This window comes from Roseateles violae, from assembly GCF_030410485.1.
Taxonomy (GTDB): Bacteria; Pseudomonadota; Gammaproteobacteria; order Burkholderiales; family Burkholderiaceae_C; genus Roseateles_D; species Roseateles_D violae.
In genome coordinates this window covers 153863-169801 of the sequence record NZ_JAUHHC010000002.1, presented here as the reverse complement: position 1 = coordinate 169801, position 15939 = coordinate 153863, and the positions used below count along the sequence as shown (strand labels likewise).

Genomic DNA, 15939 nt, shown 5'->3' with positions numbered 1-15939 from the left:
TCAAGCGATGAGCGACGACGACGCCTTCCTCTCGCGCTGGTCGCGCCGCAAGGCCCAGGCACGCCAGGGCGAGCCGCTGCCCGAACCGCGGCCCGAACCGCTACTCAAGCCGCTAGCGCCGGCGAGCGCGGCGGCAGAGTCGGTCGTGCCGCCCTCCCCGGCCTTTGAGAACGCGCAGGCCGTGCCCCCGCCGCCGACGCTGGACGAGGTGGAACGCCTGCCGGCCGACGCCAGCGATTTCTCCCGCTTCGTCGCCCGCGGCGTGCAGCCGGAGGTGAAGAATGCCGCCCTGAAGAAGCTGTTCAGCGACCCGCATTTCAATGTGATGGACGGGCTGGACATCTATATCGACGATTACTCCAAGCCCGACCCGCTGCCCGCCGCGATGCTCAAGCAGATGGTCCAGGGCCGCTTCCTCGGTCTCTTCGACGACGAGCCGCCGCAGCCGCCGGCCGCAAGCAGCACGGCGCCCGAGGCAGCGCCGGCCTCCAGCGGTCCCCTGGCCGACATTTCCACCGCCCCCCATAGCCTCGAGCCTGTTATCCATGAAGACGCTGATCTGCGACTGCAACAAGACCTTGCCGCTGGATTCGACGGCGCTGCAGCAGGCGCTGAGCCAGGTCCGCGGCGCCAGCGCTGAGGGCCTGGAGACTGTCCACACGGGCCTGTGCCGGCGCGAGGCGGCCGCCTTCCAGCGTGCGGCGCGCGGCGCGGCAGCCGGCGAGGAGCTGCTGGTCGGCTGCACGCAGGAGCAGCGCCTCTTCGTCGAGCTGAACGAGCAGACCGAGGGCGCCCGGCCGGTGGCCGAGCAGCCGATCCGTTTCGTCAATCTGCGTGAGACGGCCGGCTGGTCGCGCGAGGGCCGGCAGGCAAGCCCCAAGATCGCCGCGCTGATCGCCGCCGCGCAGCTGCCGCCGGCCGAGCCGGTCGCCACGGTGGCCTACCGCTCGGCCGGCCGCTGCCTGGTGATCGGCCCGGCGGCGGCCGCGGCCGAGGCGGCCGAGCGCCTGGCCGACAAGCTGGAGATCAGCATCCTGCTCGATGGCCCCGGCAGCGCCTTGCCACAGCGGCGCGAGCAGGCGGTGCACAGCGGTCGCCTGACGCGGCTCACCGGCTGGCTGGGCGCCTTCGACATCGCCTGGGAAAGCACGAATGCTATCGACCTGGACCTGTGCACCCGCTGCAATGCCTGCCTGCAGGCCTGCCCGGAGGGCGCGATCGGGCTCGATTACCAGATCGACCTGGCCGCCTGCAAGAGCCACCGCGACTGCGTGCGCGTCTGCGATGCGGCCGGCGCGATCGACTTCGACCGCGCGCCGCAGCTGAGCGAGGAACGCTTCGATCTGGTGCTGGATCTGCGCGACACCCCGGCCTTCGACCAGCCGCAGCCGCCGCAGGGCTATTTCCACGCGCCGGCAGGCGCCGGGCACGAGCGCCGCCTGTTCCAGGCGCTGCTCGCGCTGCGCGAGCTGGTCGGGGAGTTCGACAAGCCGAAGTTCTTCAACTACCGCGCCAAGCTTTGCGCGCACAGCCGCAACCAGCAGATCGGCTGCACGGCCTGCATCGACGTCTGCTCGACCCGCGCCATCCGCAGCGATGCCGGGCTCAAGGGCAAGGCGCCCGGCCGGGTCGCCGGCGGGCACAGCGGCGGCGTGATCGTCGAGCCGCATCTGTGCGTCGGCTGCGGTGCCTGCAGCACCGTCTGTCCCAGCGGTGCAATGGGCTTCGCCTACCCAGGCCCGGTCGATCAGGGCCGGCGCCTGCAGACCTTGCTGTCGGCCTATGCCGCCGCCGGCGGCCGCGATGCCGCCCTGCTGCTGCACAGCGAGGGTGCCGGCACGCGCCTGGTCGAGGCGCTGGGCCGCGCGGCGCGGCTCGACCCGACCATCGAGGGCCTGCCGGCCCGCGTAATCCCGCTGCCGCTGTGGCACACGGCCAGCGTCGGGCTGGACCTGTGGCTGATGGCGATTGCCCAGGGCGCCTCGCAGATCCTCGTGCTGCTGACCGAGGAGGAAGCGCCCGAGTACCGCCGGGCGCTGGCCGAGCAGATGGCGCAGGGTCAGGCCTTGCTGGCCGGCCTCGGCTACGGCGAGGGGCATTTCCGGCTGATCGAGGCGCGCGAAGCCGAAGCGCTGGACGCCGCGCTGCGCTGCACGCCGGCGCAGGGCGTGCGCCGGCCGACCGCGATGGCGGCCCAGGCCGACAAGCGCACCACGCTGGAGATGGCGCTGGACCATCTGCGCGAGCAGCGCCCGGCCGCCCTGCCGGAGGCGATCGCGCTGCCGGCCGCCGGCGCGCCGTTCGGCAATGTGCGGGTCGACGCGGACCGCTGCACGCTGTGCCTGTCCTGCGTCGGCGCCTGCCCGGCCGGCGCCCTGGTCGACAACCCGGAGCGCCCGCAACTGCGCTTCTTCGAGAAGAACTGCGTGCAATGCGGCTTGTGCGAGAGCACCTGCCCGGAGCAGGCGATCACGCTGGAGCCGCGCTTGTGGCTGGCCGACGAGGGCCGCGCGCGCAAGGCCGCGCGGGTGCTGCACGAGCAGCCGCCCTATGGCTGCATCAAGTGCGGCAAGCCCTTCGGCACGCTGAAGGCGGTCGAGAACATCGTTGCCAAGCTGAGCGGCCACGCGGCCTTCCAGGGCGCGGCGCTGGAGCGATTGAAAATGTGCAACGACTGCCGCGTGGCGGACATGTACAGCAACCCCAATGAAATGAAGATCACCGATCTATGAGCAGCGATGCCGCGACCCGCGCGCTGGGCTTTGCCAGCATCGACGACGGCGAGGAACTGGCCCGCGCCGAGCTTTACGGACTGCTGGCGCGGCTGTGGCTGGCGCCGCCGGATGCGGAACTGCTCGAGCAGTTCCAGGTCGCCGTCACCGAGGCGCCCGAACCGGGCGGCTATCTGGAAGCGCCCTGGCAGAACCTGGTGGCGGCGATGCGCGCCACCACGCCCGAGGCGGCGGCCGAGGAATACGAGGCCCTGTTCGGCGGTGTCGGCAAGCCGGAGATCTTTCTCTACGGCTCCTTCTACCTGAGCGGCTTCCTGAACGAGAAGCCGCTGGCCGCGCTGCGCGCCGACCTGGCGCGGCTGGGTCTGGGCCGCGATATCCAGCGCAGCGAGACCGAGGATCACATCGCCTTCATCTGCGAGGTGATGCGCTGGCTGATCGCCGGCGACGATGCCGCCGTGTCGAATCTCGAGCAGCAGCGCCGCTTCTTCCGCGCCCATGTCCAGCCCTGGACCGAGGCCTTGTGCGAGGCCGTATCCACGCACCCGGGCGCGCGGCTGACGCGCGAGCTGGCGGGTCTGACCCGCGCCTTCGTGGAGGTCGAGGCACAGGCCTTCGACATGATCGAATGACAAGAACCATCCCGCGCGAGCACATCAGCGGCCTGGTGCTGGCCGGCGGCCGCGGCAGCCGCATGGGCGGCGTCGACAAGGGCTTGCAGAACTACCAGGGCATGCCGCTGGCACTCAATGCCCTGCTGCGCCTGGCGCCGCAGGTGGGTGCCATGATGATCAATGCCAACCGCAACCTGGGCGCCTACGAGGCGATGGGCGCGCCGGTCTGGCCCGATCCGCTGCCCGACTATCCGGGGCCGCTGGCCGGCTTCCTGGCCGGGCTGGAGCAGTGCGAGACGCCCTATCTGGTCACCGTGCCCTGCGACTCGCCGCGCTTTCCGGCCGACCTGGTCGAGCGCCTCGCCCAGGCCCTGATGGCGGCCGACGCCGAGATCGCGATGGTCGCCACCCGCGAGGACGATGGCCGCCAGCAGGTGCAGCCGGTGTTCTGCCTGATGAAGAGCGCGCTGGCCGAAAGCCTGCTGCGCTTCGTCCACGACGGCCAGCGCAAGATCGACCGCTGGACCGGCCAGCACCGCTGCGTCGAGGTGCTGTTCGACGACGCCGATGCCTTCTTCAACGCCAACACCCTGGCCGAGCTGCAGCAGGCGCAGCAGCGCGGCTGATCTCAGCTGTTCTTCGAGATCGAGATCGTCGGGAACTTGGCCGAGTAGTCCTTGGACTGGCCGGCGATCTTGACGGCGACGCGACGCGCCAGCGCCTTGTACAGCCCGGCGATCTCGCCTTCCGGCTCGGCGACCACCGTCGGCACGCCGGCATCGGCCTGCTGGCGGATGCTCATCGCCAGCGGCAGGCCGCCGAGGTAGTCGACGCCGTACTGCTGGGCCATCTTGCGGCCGCCGTCGGCGCCGAAGATGTGCTCGGCATGGCCGCAGTTCGAACAGACATGGACGGCCATGTTCTCGACGATGCCCAGGATGGGCACGCCGACCTTCTCGAACATCTTCAGGCCCTTCTTGGCGTCGATCAGCGCGATGTCCTGCGGCGTCGTCACAATCACCGCGCCGGTCACCGGCACGCGCTGCGACAGGGTCAGCTGGATGTCGCCGGTGCCGGGCGGCATGTCGACGATCAGGTAGTCGAGGTCCTGCCAGCGGGTCTGGCGCAAGAGCTGCTCGAGCGCCTGCGTCGCCATCGGGCCGCGCCAGATCATGGCCTGGTCCTCGTCGACCAGGAAGCCGATCGACATGATCTGCAGGCCATGGGCCTCCAGCGGCTCCATCAGCTTGCCGTCCTCGCTCTCCGGCCGGCCGGTGGCGCCCAGCATCGTCGGCTGGCTGGGGCCGTAGACGTCGGCGTCCAGCATGCCGACGCGCGCGCCCTCGGCGGCCAGCGCCAGCGCCAGATTGGCGGCGGTCGTGCTTTTTCCCACGCCACCCTTGCCCGAGGCGACGGCGATGATGTTCTTGACACCGGGCAGCAGCTGCACGCCGCGCTGCACCGCATGGGGAATGATCTTGCTCGACAGGTGCACGCTGACGTTGCCGACGCCGGGCACGCCGCGCGCCGCCGCGACCAGGCTCTTGCGCAGCGCGTCGAACTGGCTGGCGCCCGGATAGCCGAGTTCGACCTCGAAGGCGACGTCGTCGCCGGCGATGCGCAGATTCTTCAGCTGCTTGCTGGTGACGAAATCGTGGCCGGTGTTCGGATCGACGACGGTTTGCAGGGCCTGCAGCAGCGCGGATTCTTGGATTGCGGACATGGTGGGTTCAGTGATGCGGTCGGCGGCAGTCTAGCCGCGAATGCAAAGGCACAAAGCAAAGCGGGACCAGTCTTTCGACTGGTCCCGCTTGTTCTGGTGGGCCCTGAAGGATTCGAACCTTCGACCAACGGATTAAGAGTCCGCTGCTCTACCAACTGAGCTAAGGACCCAGTTCCCTGTTCGGGAAATCTGGTGCATCAAACCATCTTCAATGTCTTTGTGGTGGGCCCTGAAGGATTCGAACCTTCGACCAACGGATTAAGAGTCCGCTGCTCTACCAACTGAGCTAAGGACCCACGACAAAAACATCGTGGCTGGATGCCGGTACTGCGCTTGCTGCTTTGGTGGGTTGTACAGGATTCGAACCTGTGACCATCGGATTAAAAGTCCGGTGCTCTACCAACTGAGCTAACAACCCATCTTGCAGTTGTTCTGCCCTTCAGCAGAGCCATAAATTATAGACCAGCGCAAACCTTACACACAAGGATTTTGCAAAAAATCTTTGATCAGCTGCGCAGCCGCGGCCATGCCGAAGCCGGCCGTCACCGCGACGCTGGAGCCATAGCCGGCGCAGTTGAGGCTGCCGTCGATGGCCGCAGCGCCCTCGCCGAGCTCACAGCTGGCGCCATCGGCCGCGGGCCTGTACACCGGCTCGCGCGAAAACACGCAGGCGACGCCCAGTTTGCCGCTGCGCGGCGCCGCGTATTGCTTGCGCAGGCGCTGGCGCAGCGAGGCCAGCAGCGGATCATGCGTGGTGTCGGCCAGATCCTCGACGGCCATCCGATGCGGCTCGCGCTTGCCACCGGCCGCGCCGACGGTCACGAAGGGCAGCCGGCCCGCCCGCGCCCAGGCCGCCAGCGCCGCCTTCGCCCGCACCTGATCGCAGGCGTCGACCAGGCCGTCGATCGCCGCATCGGCCGGCAGCAGGCCCGGCCAGTTCTGCTCGTCGACGAAGTCCTCGACGAAGCGCACCTCGCAGCCCGGATGGATGTCAGCGATGCGCCGGCGCAGCGCCTCGCCCTTGGCCATGCCGACGGTCGAGCCCAGGGCCTGGATCTGGCGGTTGATATTCGACTCGGCGACCTGATCGAAGTCGATCAGGGTCAGGCCGGCAACGCCCGATCGGGCCAGCGCCTCGACCACCCAGGAGCCGACGCCGCCGAGGCCGACGACGGCAAAGCGGGCCGCGCGCAGGCGGCGGTAATCGGCCTCGCCATAGAGCCGGCGCAGGCCGCCGAAGCGGCGTTCCAGATCGGCGTCCTCGCCGATGGCGGGAACGGCGCTCATCAGAGGCTGCGCTCCAAGCGCCAGACCTGGAAGCGCAGCGCCGCGACCGCGCCGGCGATGATGGCCGCCAGCGCGATGAAGCTGCCGATGGAGAGCGTCGACACGCCCGAGATGCCCTGGCCTATCGTGCAGCCCAGCGCGACCACGCCACCGATGCCCATCAGCACCGCGCCCAGCAGATGATTGGTGACGTCCTCGACACCGCGAAAGGCCTCCCAGCGGAAGCTGCGCGTCGCCAGCGCATAGACGCCCGAGCCGAGGGCGACGCCGACGGTGGCGACGATGGCGATCGTCAGCACCTTGCTCTTGTCGCTGAAGAACATCAGCCAGTCCAGCGTATAGGCCATCGGCGAGACGAAGCTCAGACCCTCCATGCGCGCGGCCGAGGTCGAGCCGACGAAGGCCTCCTGCAGGGTGTTCGGATCCTCGGCCACATAGCCCAGGCGGCCGCTCACCCACCAGATGCCGGTGATGACGGCGCCGCTGCCGATGCCGCCCAGCAGCACGTCGGCGCTGCGCCCTTCCGTGCGCACGAGCGCCCAGCCGACCAGCGCCAGGCCCAGCACGCCACCCAGCCACAGGGCCAGGTCTTGCTTGGCCAGGCCCAGACCCGGCGCCAGCAGCGAGGGCAGGTCCTGGCCGCCGCCCAGATTGACGGCCACCGCGTCGACGGTGGCAACACGCAGCACGGCTGTGATGCCCTTCAGCGTCGCGAAGGCCGCGATGCCCATCACCACGAAGACCACCAGCGACTTCAGATTGCCGGCGCCGATGCGCACCAGGGTCTTGCTGCCGCAGCCCGAGGCCAGCACCATGCCGAAGCCGAACATCAGGCCGCCGACCAGATTGGACAGCCACAGCAGGCGCGGCGCCGCGTAGATCGACTTGCCGGCGTCGAGCCAGCCCAGGCCCACCATCGCATTGAAGCCCAGCATCGCCACGCCGATGGCCAGCACCCACATGCGCATGCGCGCCCAGTCGCCCATATTGACGATGTCGGCGACGGCGCCCATCGTGCAGAAATGCGTGCGCTGCGCGATCGCGCCGAAGACAAAGGCCAGGCCGAAGGCGGCCCACAACACCTGGTGGCCGAGGGCGGCCAGATCGATTTCTTGCATGGCGGAATTCTAGGGGGCAATAGAAAAGGCCTCGCATGCGAGGCCTTAGCGCGGGACGCGTAGCGCGCTTACTTCAGCGAGGCCAGGCGCTCCTTGCCGGCCTGCGCCGCCTCGGTGCCCGGATAGGCCTTGACCAGATCCTCGAGGCTGCGGCGCGCCGACTTGTTGTCCTTCAGCTCGATCTGGCAATTCGCCAGCGCAAGCTGCGCCTCGGCCGCACGCGGATGCGCGGGGTTGGCGGCGATGAAGGACTTGAAGGTCGCGATCGCATCCTTGTAGTCGCGCTTGCCGTACTGCGCATTGCCGAGCCAGAAGCGCGCGGAGTCGGTGTAGCCGCTGCTCGGATAGCGCTTGAGAAAGCCGGCAAAGGCATTGGCCGCCTCGCCGAACTCGCCGCGGCGCAGCTGGCCCATCGCGGCGTCGTACTGCGCGCGCTCGTCCGGCGCGACCTGGAACTCGCGCCCGTCCAGCGAGACCTTCTGCGGCTCCAGCGGCTTCAGCCGCGTGTCCAGCGAGGCGGCCTGGTCGCTGAGCTTGCGCTGCGTCTCCGACAGATCGCGCGCCAGCTGCTCGTTCTGGCCGCGCAGCTTGGCGATCTCGTTGCGCAGCGACTCGATCTGGGCGTTCAGGTCCAGCATGCTGCCGGAGACCGGCCGCAGCTGGGTCTGGATCTCCTGCTTCAGCTGATCGAAGCGCTGCTGCTGCAGCTCCTCGCTCTGCTTGAGCTTGGCGCGCAGATTGAGGATCTCCTTGCGCGCCTCGTCATCCTCGAACAGCGCGGCGCGCGCCGGCAGACCGATCAGCAGGCTGCCGGCCAGCAGGGCCGGCAGCGCCAGACGCCAGGAGCGCGAGGGCGCGAGCCTCAGCATCTCACTTGTCCTTCAGTTCGACACGGCGGTTCTTGGCCCAGGCTTCCTCGTTGCTGCCCTGCGCGGCCGGGCGCTCTTCGCCGAAGCTGACCGGCTCGACCTGGTTGGTCTGCACGCCCATCAGGGTCAGCGACTTGGCGACCGCCTCGGCACGCTTCTGGCCCAGTGCCAGGTTGTACTCGCGGCCGCCGCGCTCGTCGGTATGGCCTTCCAGGCTCAGCGCGACCTTGCGGTCGTTGTTCAGGCGCTTGGCATGGGCGTCGATCAGGCCGCGGTACTCTTCCTTGACGGTGAAGCTGTCGAAGTCGAAGTAGACGACGCGCTGGTTGGCGACGGCGGCGGTCAGCTCGGCGCCCAGGTCGACGGTGGCCACCTTGTTCTGCGACACCGGCGCGGTGTTGGCGTTGTTGGCCGGCGCGGTGGTCGTCACCGGGCGGGCTTCGACCGGCGCCGGCTCATCCAGCTTGACCGAGGAAGCGCAGCCAGCCAGGGCAGCGGCGGCCAGCAGGGAAAGGGCGTAGCGGGTCATTTTCATTTTGGTCACTCCAGTAACGGTCGCAATGAGGTCTTGCGGTAAGGCCGTCGGCGGTCCGCAGGCCGCCGACGGCAGAAAAAGCAGGCCGATTGTCCAACAAGTCGATGCGGGCTCGGCCCCGTCGCGGCGCAGAGCGCCCGCGACGGATTTAACGGTGATCAGCGGTTGAAGGGCCCCCAGGTCGGCTCGCGCACATCGGCCAGGGTCGAAATCAGCTTGGCCTTGATCTTGCCGTCCAGGGTACTGGTCATCAGCACGTCCTTGCTGCCGACGCGGGTCGCATAGACCAGCAGGCGGCCGTTCGGCGCGAAGCTGGGGCTCTCGTCGTCGCTGGTGTCGCTGATCTGCTGGACCGCGCCGCTGGCCAGGTCCATCACGCTGACGCGGAAGGTGCCGCCGTTGACGCGGGTGATATAGGCCAGCGTGCGGCCGTCCGGGCTGATCGCCGGGCTGATGTTGTAGGCGCCGCTGAAGGTGACGCGCTCGGGAGCGCCACCGGCCACCGGCATCTTGTAGATCTGCGGGCTGCCGCCGCGGTCGCTGACGAAGAAGATCGTGCGGCCGTCGGGCGCGAACACCGGCTCGGTGTCGATCGCCGTGCTCTGCGTCAGCCGGCGCACATTGCCGCCGTCGCGGCCCATGATGAAAAGCTGCGAGCCGCCCTCGCGCGACAGCGTCAGCGCCAGCTGCGAACCGTCCGGCGAGAAGGCCGGCGCGCTGTTGGAGCCGCGGAAATTGGCCAGCTGGCGGCGCCTGCCGGTCGACAGGTCCTGCGACCAGACGACGGCCTTGCGCGTCTCGAAGGACACATAGGCCAGTTCGCGCCCGTCCGGCGACCAGGCCGGCGAGATGATGGGTTCCGGGCTGGCCAGGGCGACCTGGCCGCCCTCACCGTCGGCGTCGGTGATGCGCAGGCTGTAGCGGCCGCCGACCTTGGTCACATAGGCCATGCGGGTGGCGAAGACGCCGCGCTCGTTGGTCAGCTTCTGGTAGATGAAGTCGGCGATCCGGTGCGCGGCCAGGCGCACATCGTCCGGCGCCACCGCCTGCGCCTCGCCGCCCAGCTCCTGGCCCTTGACCACGTCCCAGAGCTTGAAGCGCAGGTCGACGCGACCGTCGGCCAGGCGCGCGGCCGAACCGGCGGCCAGCGCATCGGCATTGCGGCCGCGCCACTCGTTGAAGGCCGGCGCGCTGGTCTCGCTGATGCCGGCCATGCCCGCCGGCGCGTCGATGATGCGGAATTGGCCGCTGCGCTCGAGATCGGCGCGGATGATGGCCGCCACCGCCTGGCCGCTGCGCGATTCGTCGCGGAATTCGGGCAGGGCGATCGGGATCTGGGTCGCGCCGACGCCGGAGATCTCGACGCGGAACTGGGCCCAGCTCGGCAAGGCCAGACCGGCCGACACGCCACCGAAGGCACCGGCGATCAAGCCGCGGCGGGCCTTCTGGAACTGAGAGAAGGAGGACGTTTCGGAATCGAGCATCGCGTTATTTTGCCCCAGGGTTTTCGCAACGTTTTGTAAGACGACGCCGTGACTATCATCGCAGCAGCATCGAGCAAGGGATCAAGGACTGCGATGAACTCAACGCACGAACCCGCGAAAAAGGCGACAGCGACAGAAGCCAGGCCGCTCTGCCGCTATCCGGTGCCGGAGCTGGCCGAGCTGCCCGAGGACGTCCGCCAGCGCATGCTGGAGGTGCAGGTCAAGGCCGGCTTCGTGCCGAACGTCTTTCTCGCGCTGGCACGCCGTCCGGAGGAGTTCCGCGCCTTCCTCGCCTACCACGACGCCCTGCTGCTGCGCGAATCGCCGCGACTCTCCAAGGGCGAGCGCGAGATGATCATCGTCGCCACCAGCGCGGCCAACCAATGCCTGTACTGCGTCGTCGCCCATGGCGCGATCCTGCGCATCTATGAGAAGGCGCCGCTGCTGGCCGACGAGCTGGCCGCCAACTACCGCAAGGCCGACATCATGCCGCGCCAGCGCGCGATGCTGGACTTTGCGCTGAAGGTCTGCCTGCGCTCGGCCGAGATCGGCGAGGACGACTACGCCACTCTGCATGCGCATGGCTTCGACGACGAGGACATCTGGGACATCGCCGCCATCACCGCCCTGTTCGGCCTGTCGAACCGGCTGGCCAATGCGATCTCCCTGCGCCCGAACGAGGAATTCCATCTGCTGGGCCGGCTGCCCCGAGCCCCCAAGCCCTGATCTCCCCGTCCACGAAACCACCCCGGAAAGGAAGCCCCATGCGTCGATCGATGATTGCTGCCGCCCTGCTGCTGAGCGCCTCGCTGGCCCAGGCCCAGGTGCCGCCCACCCTGGACAAGATCAAGGCCAACGGCAGCATCGCCGTCGCCTACCGCGAGTCCTCGATCCCGTTTTCCTATCTGGGCGCCGACGCCCAGCCGGTCGGCTTCGGCTGGGAGATCTGCGGCAAGGTCGTCGAGCAGGTGAAGAAGACCCTGGGCCGGCCGGATCTGAAGGTGACGACCCAGGCCGTCACCTCGCAGAACCGCATCCCGCTCTTGCAGAACGGCACGATCGATATCGAGTGCGGCTCGACGACCAACAACAGCGAGCGCGGCAAGCAGGTCGCCTTCGCGATCAACTACTTCTACACCGGCACCCGCTTCCTGATCCGCGCCGAGTCGCCGATCAAGGGCCTCGCCGACCTGAAGGGCAAGAAGGTGGTCTCGACCACCGGCACGACCAATTACCAGGTGCTGCGCAAGCTCAATGCCGAGCAGAACCTCGGCTTCGAGCTGCTCTCGGCCAAGGACCATGCCGAGTCGGCCCTGCTGGTGCAGCAGCAGCGCGCCGACGCCTTTGGCATGGACGACATCCTGCTCTATGGCCTGCGCGCCAGCGCGGCCAACCCGGCCGAGCTGGCCGTCGTCGGCGAGGCGATCCAGGTCGAGCCCTACGCGATCATGCTGCGCCGCGACGACCCGGCCTTCAAGAAGCTGGTCGACGAAACTTTGACGGCGCTCATCAAGAGCGGCGAGTTCGAGGCGCTGTACAAGAAATGGTTCCAGTCGCCGATCCCGCCCAAGGGCATCAACCTCGGCGCGCCGATGAGCAAGGAGCTGCAGGACAACCTGAAGGCGTTGTCGGACAAGCCGGCGATGTGAGCGCTGTCGGCCGACCCGCCCTTGCGCCGCCCACCAACCCGGCAGGAGCCGGGTTGGTGGGCGGCCTCTTTCTGGCATGCACAAGCGTATCCGTCGGCACATGAGCTCTGGGCCGGCGGCATTCGCGAATGCTAGTCGGCTCTGCAGCGGGTGCTGCAGTTCCTTCGTCGAGTTCAGGCGATCGCTATCCCATCGATACAGGTCCTTGCTGAGTGACAGCCTAGAGCGGGGGCCGCTACCGGGCTCGCTCGTCGACCAGATCGGGCAATTTGAACGTCCGCAGCGCCAGCAGCACGAGCCGTATCAGGCGAGACATGGCCGAACCTCCCTTGCAGGGACGATTGAGGAGCCGAGCACGCTGGCCTTCAATCGGCGGCGCGCGATCCCATCGGGCTAACCACGAAGAAATGGCCGGTTAGGAATGTCAAACTGGCGCCGTTGCTTGATCGGCGGAACGGAGCAACGCATGTCCTGCGAACCGCTTATTCAGTTGAGGAGTACATACAGGCCTTCGAAAAAACCGGTGACCCGCAGTCCTAGTAGCTGTGACATAGGTCCTGGCACTCGAGCGGACCGCCTTCGGCGTCCGCTCACTTTCACCTTGGACAATATGAACGATCGATCTGCCGCCCGCATAGGTGCTTCCGCCGTACTGCCCGCTTTGCTCGCTTTGGCGGGGCTTTTGATCGCTGCAAGGGCAGTTGAGGCGGTACCTATGAACAAGTGCGTCACCAACGGCGCCGTTAGCTACCAGCAAACTCCCTGTCCTTCGAAACAGCCTCGAAGGGATCCAACGCTCGAAGAACTGAATGCCGCAGAGAAGAGGCGCCGTGCCGAAGCCGCCTCCGCTGCTGTGGGAGGCGCCAGAGAGGTCACTGCGGCGCCAGCTGCCGTGTCCGGCGGCTTCGGTTGCGATGGCCGGCAGTATTGCTCCCAGATGAGGTCGTGCGCAGAGGCAAAGTACTTTCTCGCGAACTGCCCCGGAGCGAAGATGGATGGCGACAGGAATGGAATCCCTTGTGAGAAGCAATGGTGCGCTCGCTAGAGGAGCTCCCAGCTGCGGCGCGCATCGCAGGCTGGGCGTTCTATCGGGCTCACTTGAACAGAGCTGCCAGTGACTTCAATGAAACTGAAAATTTCCGCATGCCTCTTCCTTATCTCCGCGTCCGCTGTCGCGCAGCAAGGTCCGTGCCCAATGGCCGCGAAGCTGGATCAGTTCTGCTCCTCGGTTGGCGGAATGGAGCCAGACGATGAAGTCGCGGCAGGGCCGAAGTTCAGGTACTACTACCAGCGGCAGGTTTTTGAGGCTTCGTGCACAAACCCAAGCGAATCGGTCGAGATTCGAAACGGGAAGATCAGGGAGATGTGGAAGCGCTTCGAGAACAAGGAACTGGTCTGCAACAACCTGCAGTTCGATGTCGTGAACGGCAGCGTCATCAAGTACGCGGTGGCCAAGCTCATCGATCCCTTCATCCGGGACGTGATCCGGTGGGAGGTCGATCTCAACAGGGTGGACCAGACCGACCAGCGTACGGTGCTGGACTATGTTCAGCAGCGCGCCGACCGTGCCAAGGGCATGGCAACAGAGAAACCATTGCGCCACTACTACGACATCCTGCGCCAGGCCGGTGCTAGGCACAGTCACGAGCTCTAAGCGGCGCCCAGCAGACTATTGCAGGTCGATGGTTCCGGCGCGGCTGAACGCGCCCGTTGAAATCAAGCATTCATCGAACAGCCATCGCAGTAGCTGCCAATGACGGCCGCCCACGGCCCCTTACAGCAGCACGATGTCGTAATGCTCGGTCTGGTTGGTCGGCTCGGCGGTCAGCGAGATCGGCTTGCCGATGAAGTCGGACAGGCCGGCCAGGTGCTGGCTCTCCTCGTCGAGCAGCATCTCGACCACATTGGCTGCCGCCACAACGCGGAATTCCTTGGGGCTGAACTGGCGGGCCTCGCGCAGGATCTCGCGCATGATGTCGTAGCAGACGCTGCGCGCGGTCTTGATCTGGCCGCGGCCCTCGCAGGTCGGGCAGGGTTCGCACAGCATGCGCGCCAGCGACTCGCGCGTGCGCTTGCGCGTCATCTCGACCAGGCCCAACTGGGTGAAGCCGCCGACGGTGACCTTGGTGCGGTCCTTGGCCAGTTGCTTCTTGAACTCGCCGAGCACCGCGCTCTTGTGCTCCTCGCGCGTCATGTCAATGAAGTCGACGATGATGATGCCGCCCAGATTGCGCAGGCGCAGCTGGCGCGCGATCGCGCCGGCCGCCTCCAGATTGGTCTTGAAGATCGTGTCGTCGAAATTGCGGGCGCCGACGAAGCCACCGGTGTTGACGTCGATCGTCGTCATCGCCTCGGTCTGGTCAATGATCAGATAGCCGCCCGATTTCAGGTCGACGCGGCGCGCCAGCGCGCGGTCCAGCTCGGCGTCGATATTGTGCAGATCGAAGATCGGCCGCTCGCCGCGGTAATGCTCCAGCTTGGTCGTCGCCGCCGGCATGAAAACCTCGCCGAAGGCATGCAGCACCTCAAACTGCATCTTCGAGTCGATGCGGATCGAGCCGGTGCGCTCGCTGCTGAGGTCGCGCAGCACCCGCTCGACCAGGCTCAGGTCCTGGTGCAGCAGGCTGCCCGGCGGCGAGCGGTGCGCGCGCTCGCGTATCGTCGCCCAGGTCTTGCGCAGATAGGCGATGTCGGCCGCCAGCTCCTCGTCCGAGGCGTCCTCGGCATTGGTGCGCAGGATGAAGCCGCCCCCGCCACCGTCCTCGGGCTTGCCGACCAAGGCCTGCATGCGCGCGCGCAACTGCTCGCGCGCCTCGGGCGAGCCGATCTTCTGCGAGATGCCGATGTGCTCGTCCTGCGGCAGGAAGACCAGCATGCGGCCGGCGATCGAGATCTGCGTGGACAGCCGGGCGCCCTTGCTGCCGATCGGGTCCTTGATCACCTGCACGGTCAAGGCCTGGCCCTCGAACACCAGGCGCTCGATCGGTGTCGCCACATGGCCCTCGGCATGCTGGTTGCGCGGCGTCGCGCCATTGACATGCAGATCGGCGACGTGCAAAAAGGCCGCGCGCTCCAGGCCGATGTCGATGAAGGCCGACTGCATGCCCGGCAGGACGCGCGCGACCTTGCCCGAATAGACATTGCCGACCAGTCCCCGCTCCAGGGTGCGCTCGATATGCAGTTCCTGCACCGCGCCGTTCTCGACGATGGCCACCCGCGTCTCCTGCGGCGACCAGTTGATCAGGATGTCTTCCATGGGCCTCTTTGGGCTTGCGCCTCGAATGCTGTCGCATGCCTCGCTGGGCATGCGACAGGACTCAGAAGGCGACGTTCCAGCGCCGCAGCAACTCGGCCGTCTCGTACAACGGCAGCCCCATGATGCCTGAATAGCTGCCGGCGATGCGCGAAATCCAAGCCGCCGCCTGACTTTGTATCGCATAAGAGCCGGCCTTGCCGAAGGGCTCGCCGCTGGCCACATAACGGCGCAGCTGCTCGGCCGGCACGGCGGCGAATTCGACCTCGGACACGTTCAGCGCCGCCTCGCGCCGCTCGCCCAGGCCCAGCGCGACGGCGGTGATCACGCGGTGGCTGCGGCCGGCCAGCAGGCTCAGCGTCGCGAAGGCATCGTCGGCATCGCGCGGCTTGCCGAGAATGGTCGACTCGACCGCCACCGTCGTGTCCGAACAGAGGATGGGCGCCGGCGCCAGGCCGCGGCGCGCCAGCCGCGCCAGCGCTGCCTCCAGCTTGGCCTGAGTGACGCGCTCCACATAGGCTTCGGGCTCCTCGCCGGGCCGCTCGGCTTCCAGCGCCTCGGCATCTTCGTCCGGCCCGGCCAAGAGCATCTCGTGGCGCACGCCCAGTTGCTCCAGCAGCTGGCGGCGGCGCGGGCTCTGCGAGGCGAGGTAGATGAAGTCGTGGGCCATCGTCA

The 15939-nt window shown here is 67.6% G+C and carries 16 protein-coding genes and 3 tRNA genes; 8 read left to right on the top strand and 11 right to left on the bottom strand.

What is annotated here, in order from left to right; genetic code table 11:
* Positions 1-7: 7 nt before the first annotated feature.
* Genes QWJ38_RS06335 through mobA form a run of 4 tightly spaced genes read left to right on the top strand, consistent with a single transcriptional unit; the run spans position 8 to position 3972 of the window.
* Positions 8-640 (top strand): DUF3306 domain-containing protein, encoded by a 633-nt coding sequence (locus tag QWJ38_RS06335; RefSeq protein WP_290358215.1) that lies wholly within the window; start codon positions 8-10, stop codon positions 638-640.
* Positions 546-2732 carry a 4Fe-4S dicluster domain-containing protein gene (locus QWJ38_RS06330; RefSeq protein ID WP_290358214.1) on the top strand — a complete coding sequence of 729 codons (2187 nt, stop codon included), beginning with the start codon at positions 546-548 and terminating at the stop codon, positions 2730-2732. The genes QWJ38_RS06335 and QWJ38_RS06330 overlap by 95 nt, the downstream gene beginning before the upstream one ends.
* Positions 2729-3364 carry a TorD/DmsD family molecular chaperone gene (locus tag QWJ38_RS06325; protein ID WP_290358213.1) on the top strand — a complete coding sequence of 212 codons (636 nt, stop codon included), beginning with the start codon at positions 2729-2731 and terminating at the stop codon, positions 3362-3364. The genes QWJ38_RS06330 and QWJ38_RS06325 overlap by 4 nt, the downstream gene beginning before the upstream one ends.
* Positions 3361-3972: a molybdenum cofactor guanylyltransferase MobA gene (gene mobA, locus QWJ38_RS06320; protein WP_290358212.1), complete on the top strand. Its 612-nt coding sequence runs from the start codon at positions 3361-3363 to the stop codon at positions 3970-3972. The genes QWJ38_RS06325 and mobA overlap by 4 nt, the downstream gene beginning before the upstream one ends.
* A 2-nt stretch (positions 3973-3974) precedes the next feature.
* Here the strand turns inward: mobA and apbC are convergent, their stop codons facing one another.
* The 9 genes from apbC to tolB form a co-directional block, all read right to left on the bottom strand.
* A complete protein-coding gene (gene apbC / locus QWJ38_RS06315; protein ID WP_290358211.1) occupies positions 3975-5069 on the bottom strand; it encodes an iron-sulfur cluster carrier protein ApbC in 1095 nt (364 codons plus the stop codon).
* A 94-nt stretch (positions 5070-5163) separates the two neighbouring features.
* Positions 5164-5239: transfer RNA gene (locus QWJ38_RS06310), tRNA-Lys, on the bottom strand.
* Between the two features lie 50 nt (positions 5240-5289).
* Positions 5290-5365 (bottom strand) — tRNA-Lys (locus QWJ38_RS06305).
* 46 nt (positions 5366-5411) lie between these two features.
* Positions 5412-5487 (bottom strand) — tRNA-Lys (locus QWJ38_RS06300).
* A 56-nt stretch (positions 5488-5543) separates the two neighbouring features.
* Positions 5544-6356 (bottom strand): tRNA threonylcarbamoyladenosine dehydratase, encoded by an 813-nt coding sequence (locus QWJ38_RS06295; protein WP_290358210.1) that lies wholly within the window; start codon positions 6354-6356, stop codon positions 5544-5546.
* Positions 6356-7474, bottom strand: coding sequence for a YeeE/YedE family protein (locus QWJ38_RS06290; protein WP_290358209.1), 1119 nt, complete (start codon positions 7472-7474; stop codon positions 6356-6358). The genes QWJ38_RS06295 and QWJ38_RS06290 overlap by 1 nt, the downstream gene beginning before the upstream one ends.
* Before the next feature lie 68 nt (positions 7475-7542).
* Positions 7543-8343, bottom strand: coding sequence for a tol-pal system protein YbgF (ybgF, locus tag QWJ38_RS06285; protein WP_290358208.1), 801 nt, complete (start codon positions 8341-8343; stop codon positions 7543-7545).
* 1 nt (position 8344) lies between these two features.
* On the bottom strand, positions 8345-8878 hold the full coding sequence (gene pal, locus QWJ38_RS06280; protein ID WP_341850478.1) for a peptidoglycan-associated lipoprotein Pal: 534 nt from the start codon (positions 8876-8878) through the stop codon (positions 8345-8347).
* A 158-nt stretch (positions 8879-9036) separates the two neighbouring features.
* Complete coding sequence (gene tolB, locus QWJ38_RS06275) at positions 9037-10362, bottom strand: Tol-Pal system beta propeller repeat protein TolB (protein WP_290358207.1); 1326 nt, start codon at positions 10360-10362, stop codon at positions 9037-9039.
* A gap of 93 nt (positions 10363-10455) precedes the next feature.
* On the opposite strand from tolB, the gene QWJ38_RS06270 reads away from it, so the two are divergent.
* The 4 genes from QWJ38_RS06270 (at position 10456) to QWJ38_RS06255 (ending at position 13665) form a co-directional block, all read left to right on the top strand.
* Positions 10456-11088 (top strand): peroxidase-related enzyme, encoded by a 633-nt coding sequence (locus tag QWJ38_RS06270; protein WP_290358206.1) that lies wholly within the window; start codon positions 10456-10458, stop codon positions 11086-11088.
* Positions 11089-11126: 38 nt separating this feature from the next.
* A complete protein-coding gene (locus QWJ38_RS06265) occupies positions 11127-12011 on the top strand; it encodes an amino acid ABC transporter substrate-binding protein (protein WP_290358205.1) in 885 nt (294 codons plus the stop codon).
* A gap of 421 nt (positions 12012-12432) precedes the next feature.
* Positions 12433-13056 (top strand): excalibur calcium-binding domain-containing protein, encoded by a 624-nt coding sequence (locus tag QWJ38_RS23970; RefSeq protein ID WP_341850477.1) that lies wholly within the window; start codon positions 12433-12435, stop codon positions 13054-13056.
* 150 nt (positions 13057-13206) lie between these two features.
* Entirely contained in the window at positions 13207-13665 is a 459-nt protein-coding gene (locus tag QWJ38_RS06255; protein WP_290358204.1) for a hypothetical protein, read from the top strand.
* A 120-nt stretch (positions 13666-13785) separates the two neighbouring features.
* Here QWJ38_RS06255 and rng read toward each other — a convergent pair whose 3' ends face one another.
* Together rng and QWJ38_RS06245 are read right to left on the bottom strand one after the other, a co-directional pair.
* Entirely contained in the window at positions 13786-15267 is a 1482-nt protein-coding gene (gene rng, locus QWJ38_RS06250; protein ID WP_290358203.1) for a ribonuclease G, read from the bottom strand.
* Positions 15268-15328: 61 nt separating this feature from the next.
* The gene (locus tag QWJ38_RS06245) at positions 15329-15934 is read right to left on the bottom strand and encodes a Maf family protein (protein WP_290358960.1); all 606 of its coding nucleotides are present in this window, start codon (positions 15932-15934) and stop codon (positions 15329-15331) included.
* Between the last annotated feature and the right edge of the window lie 5 nt (positions 15935-15939).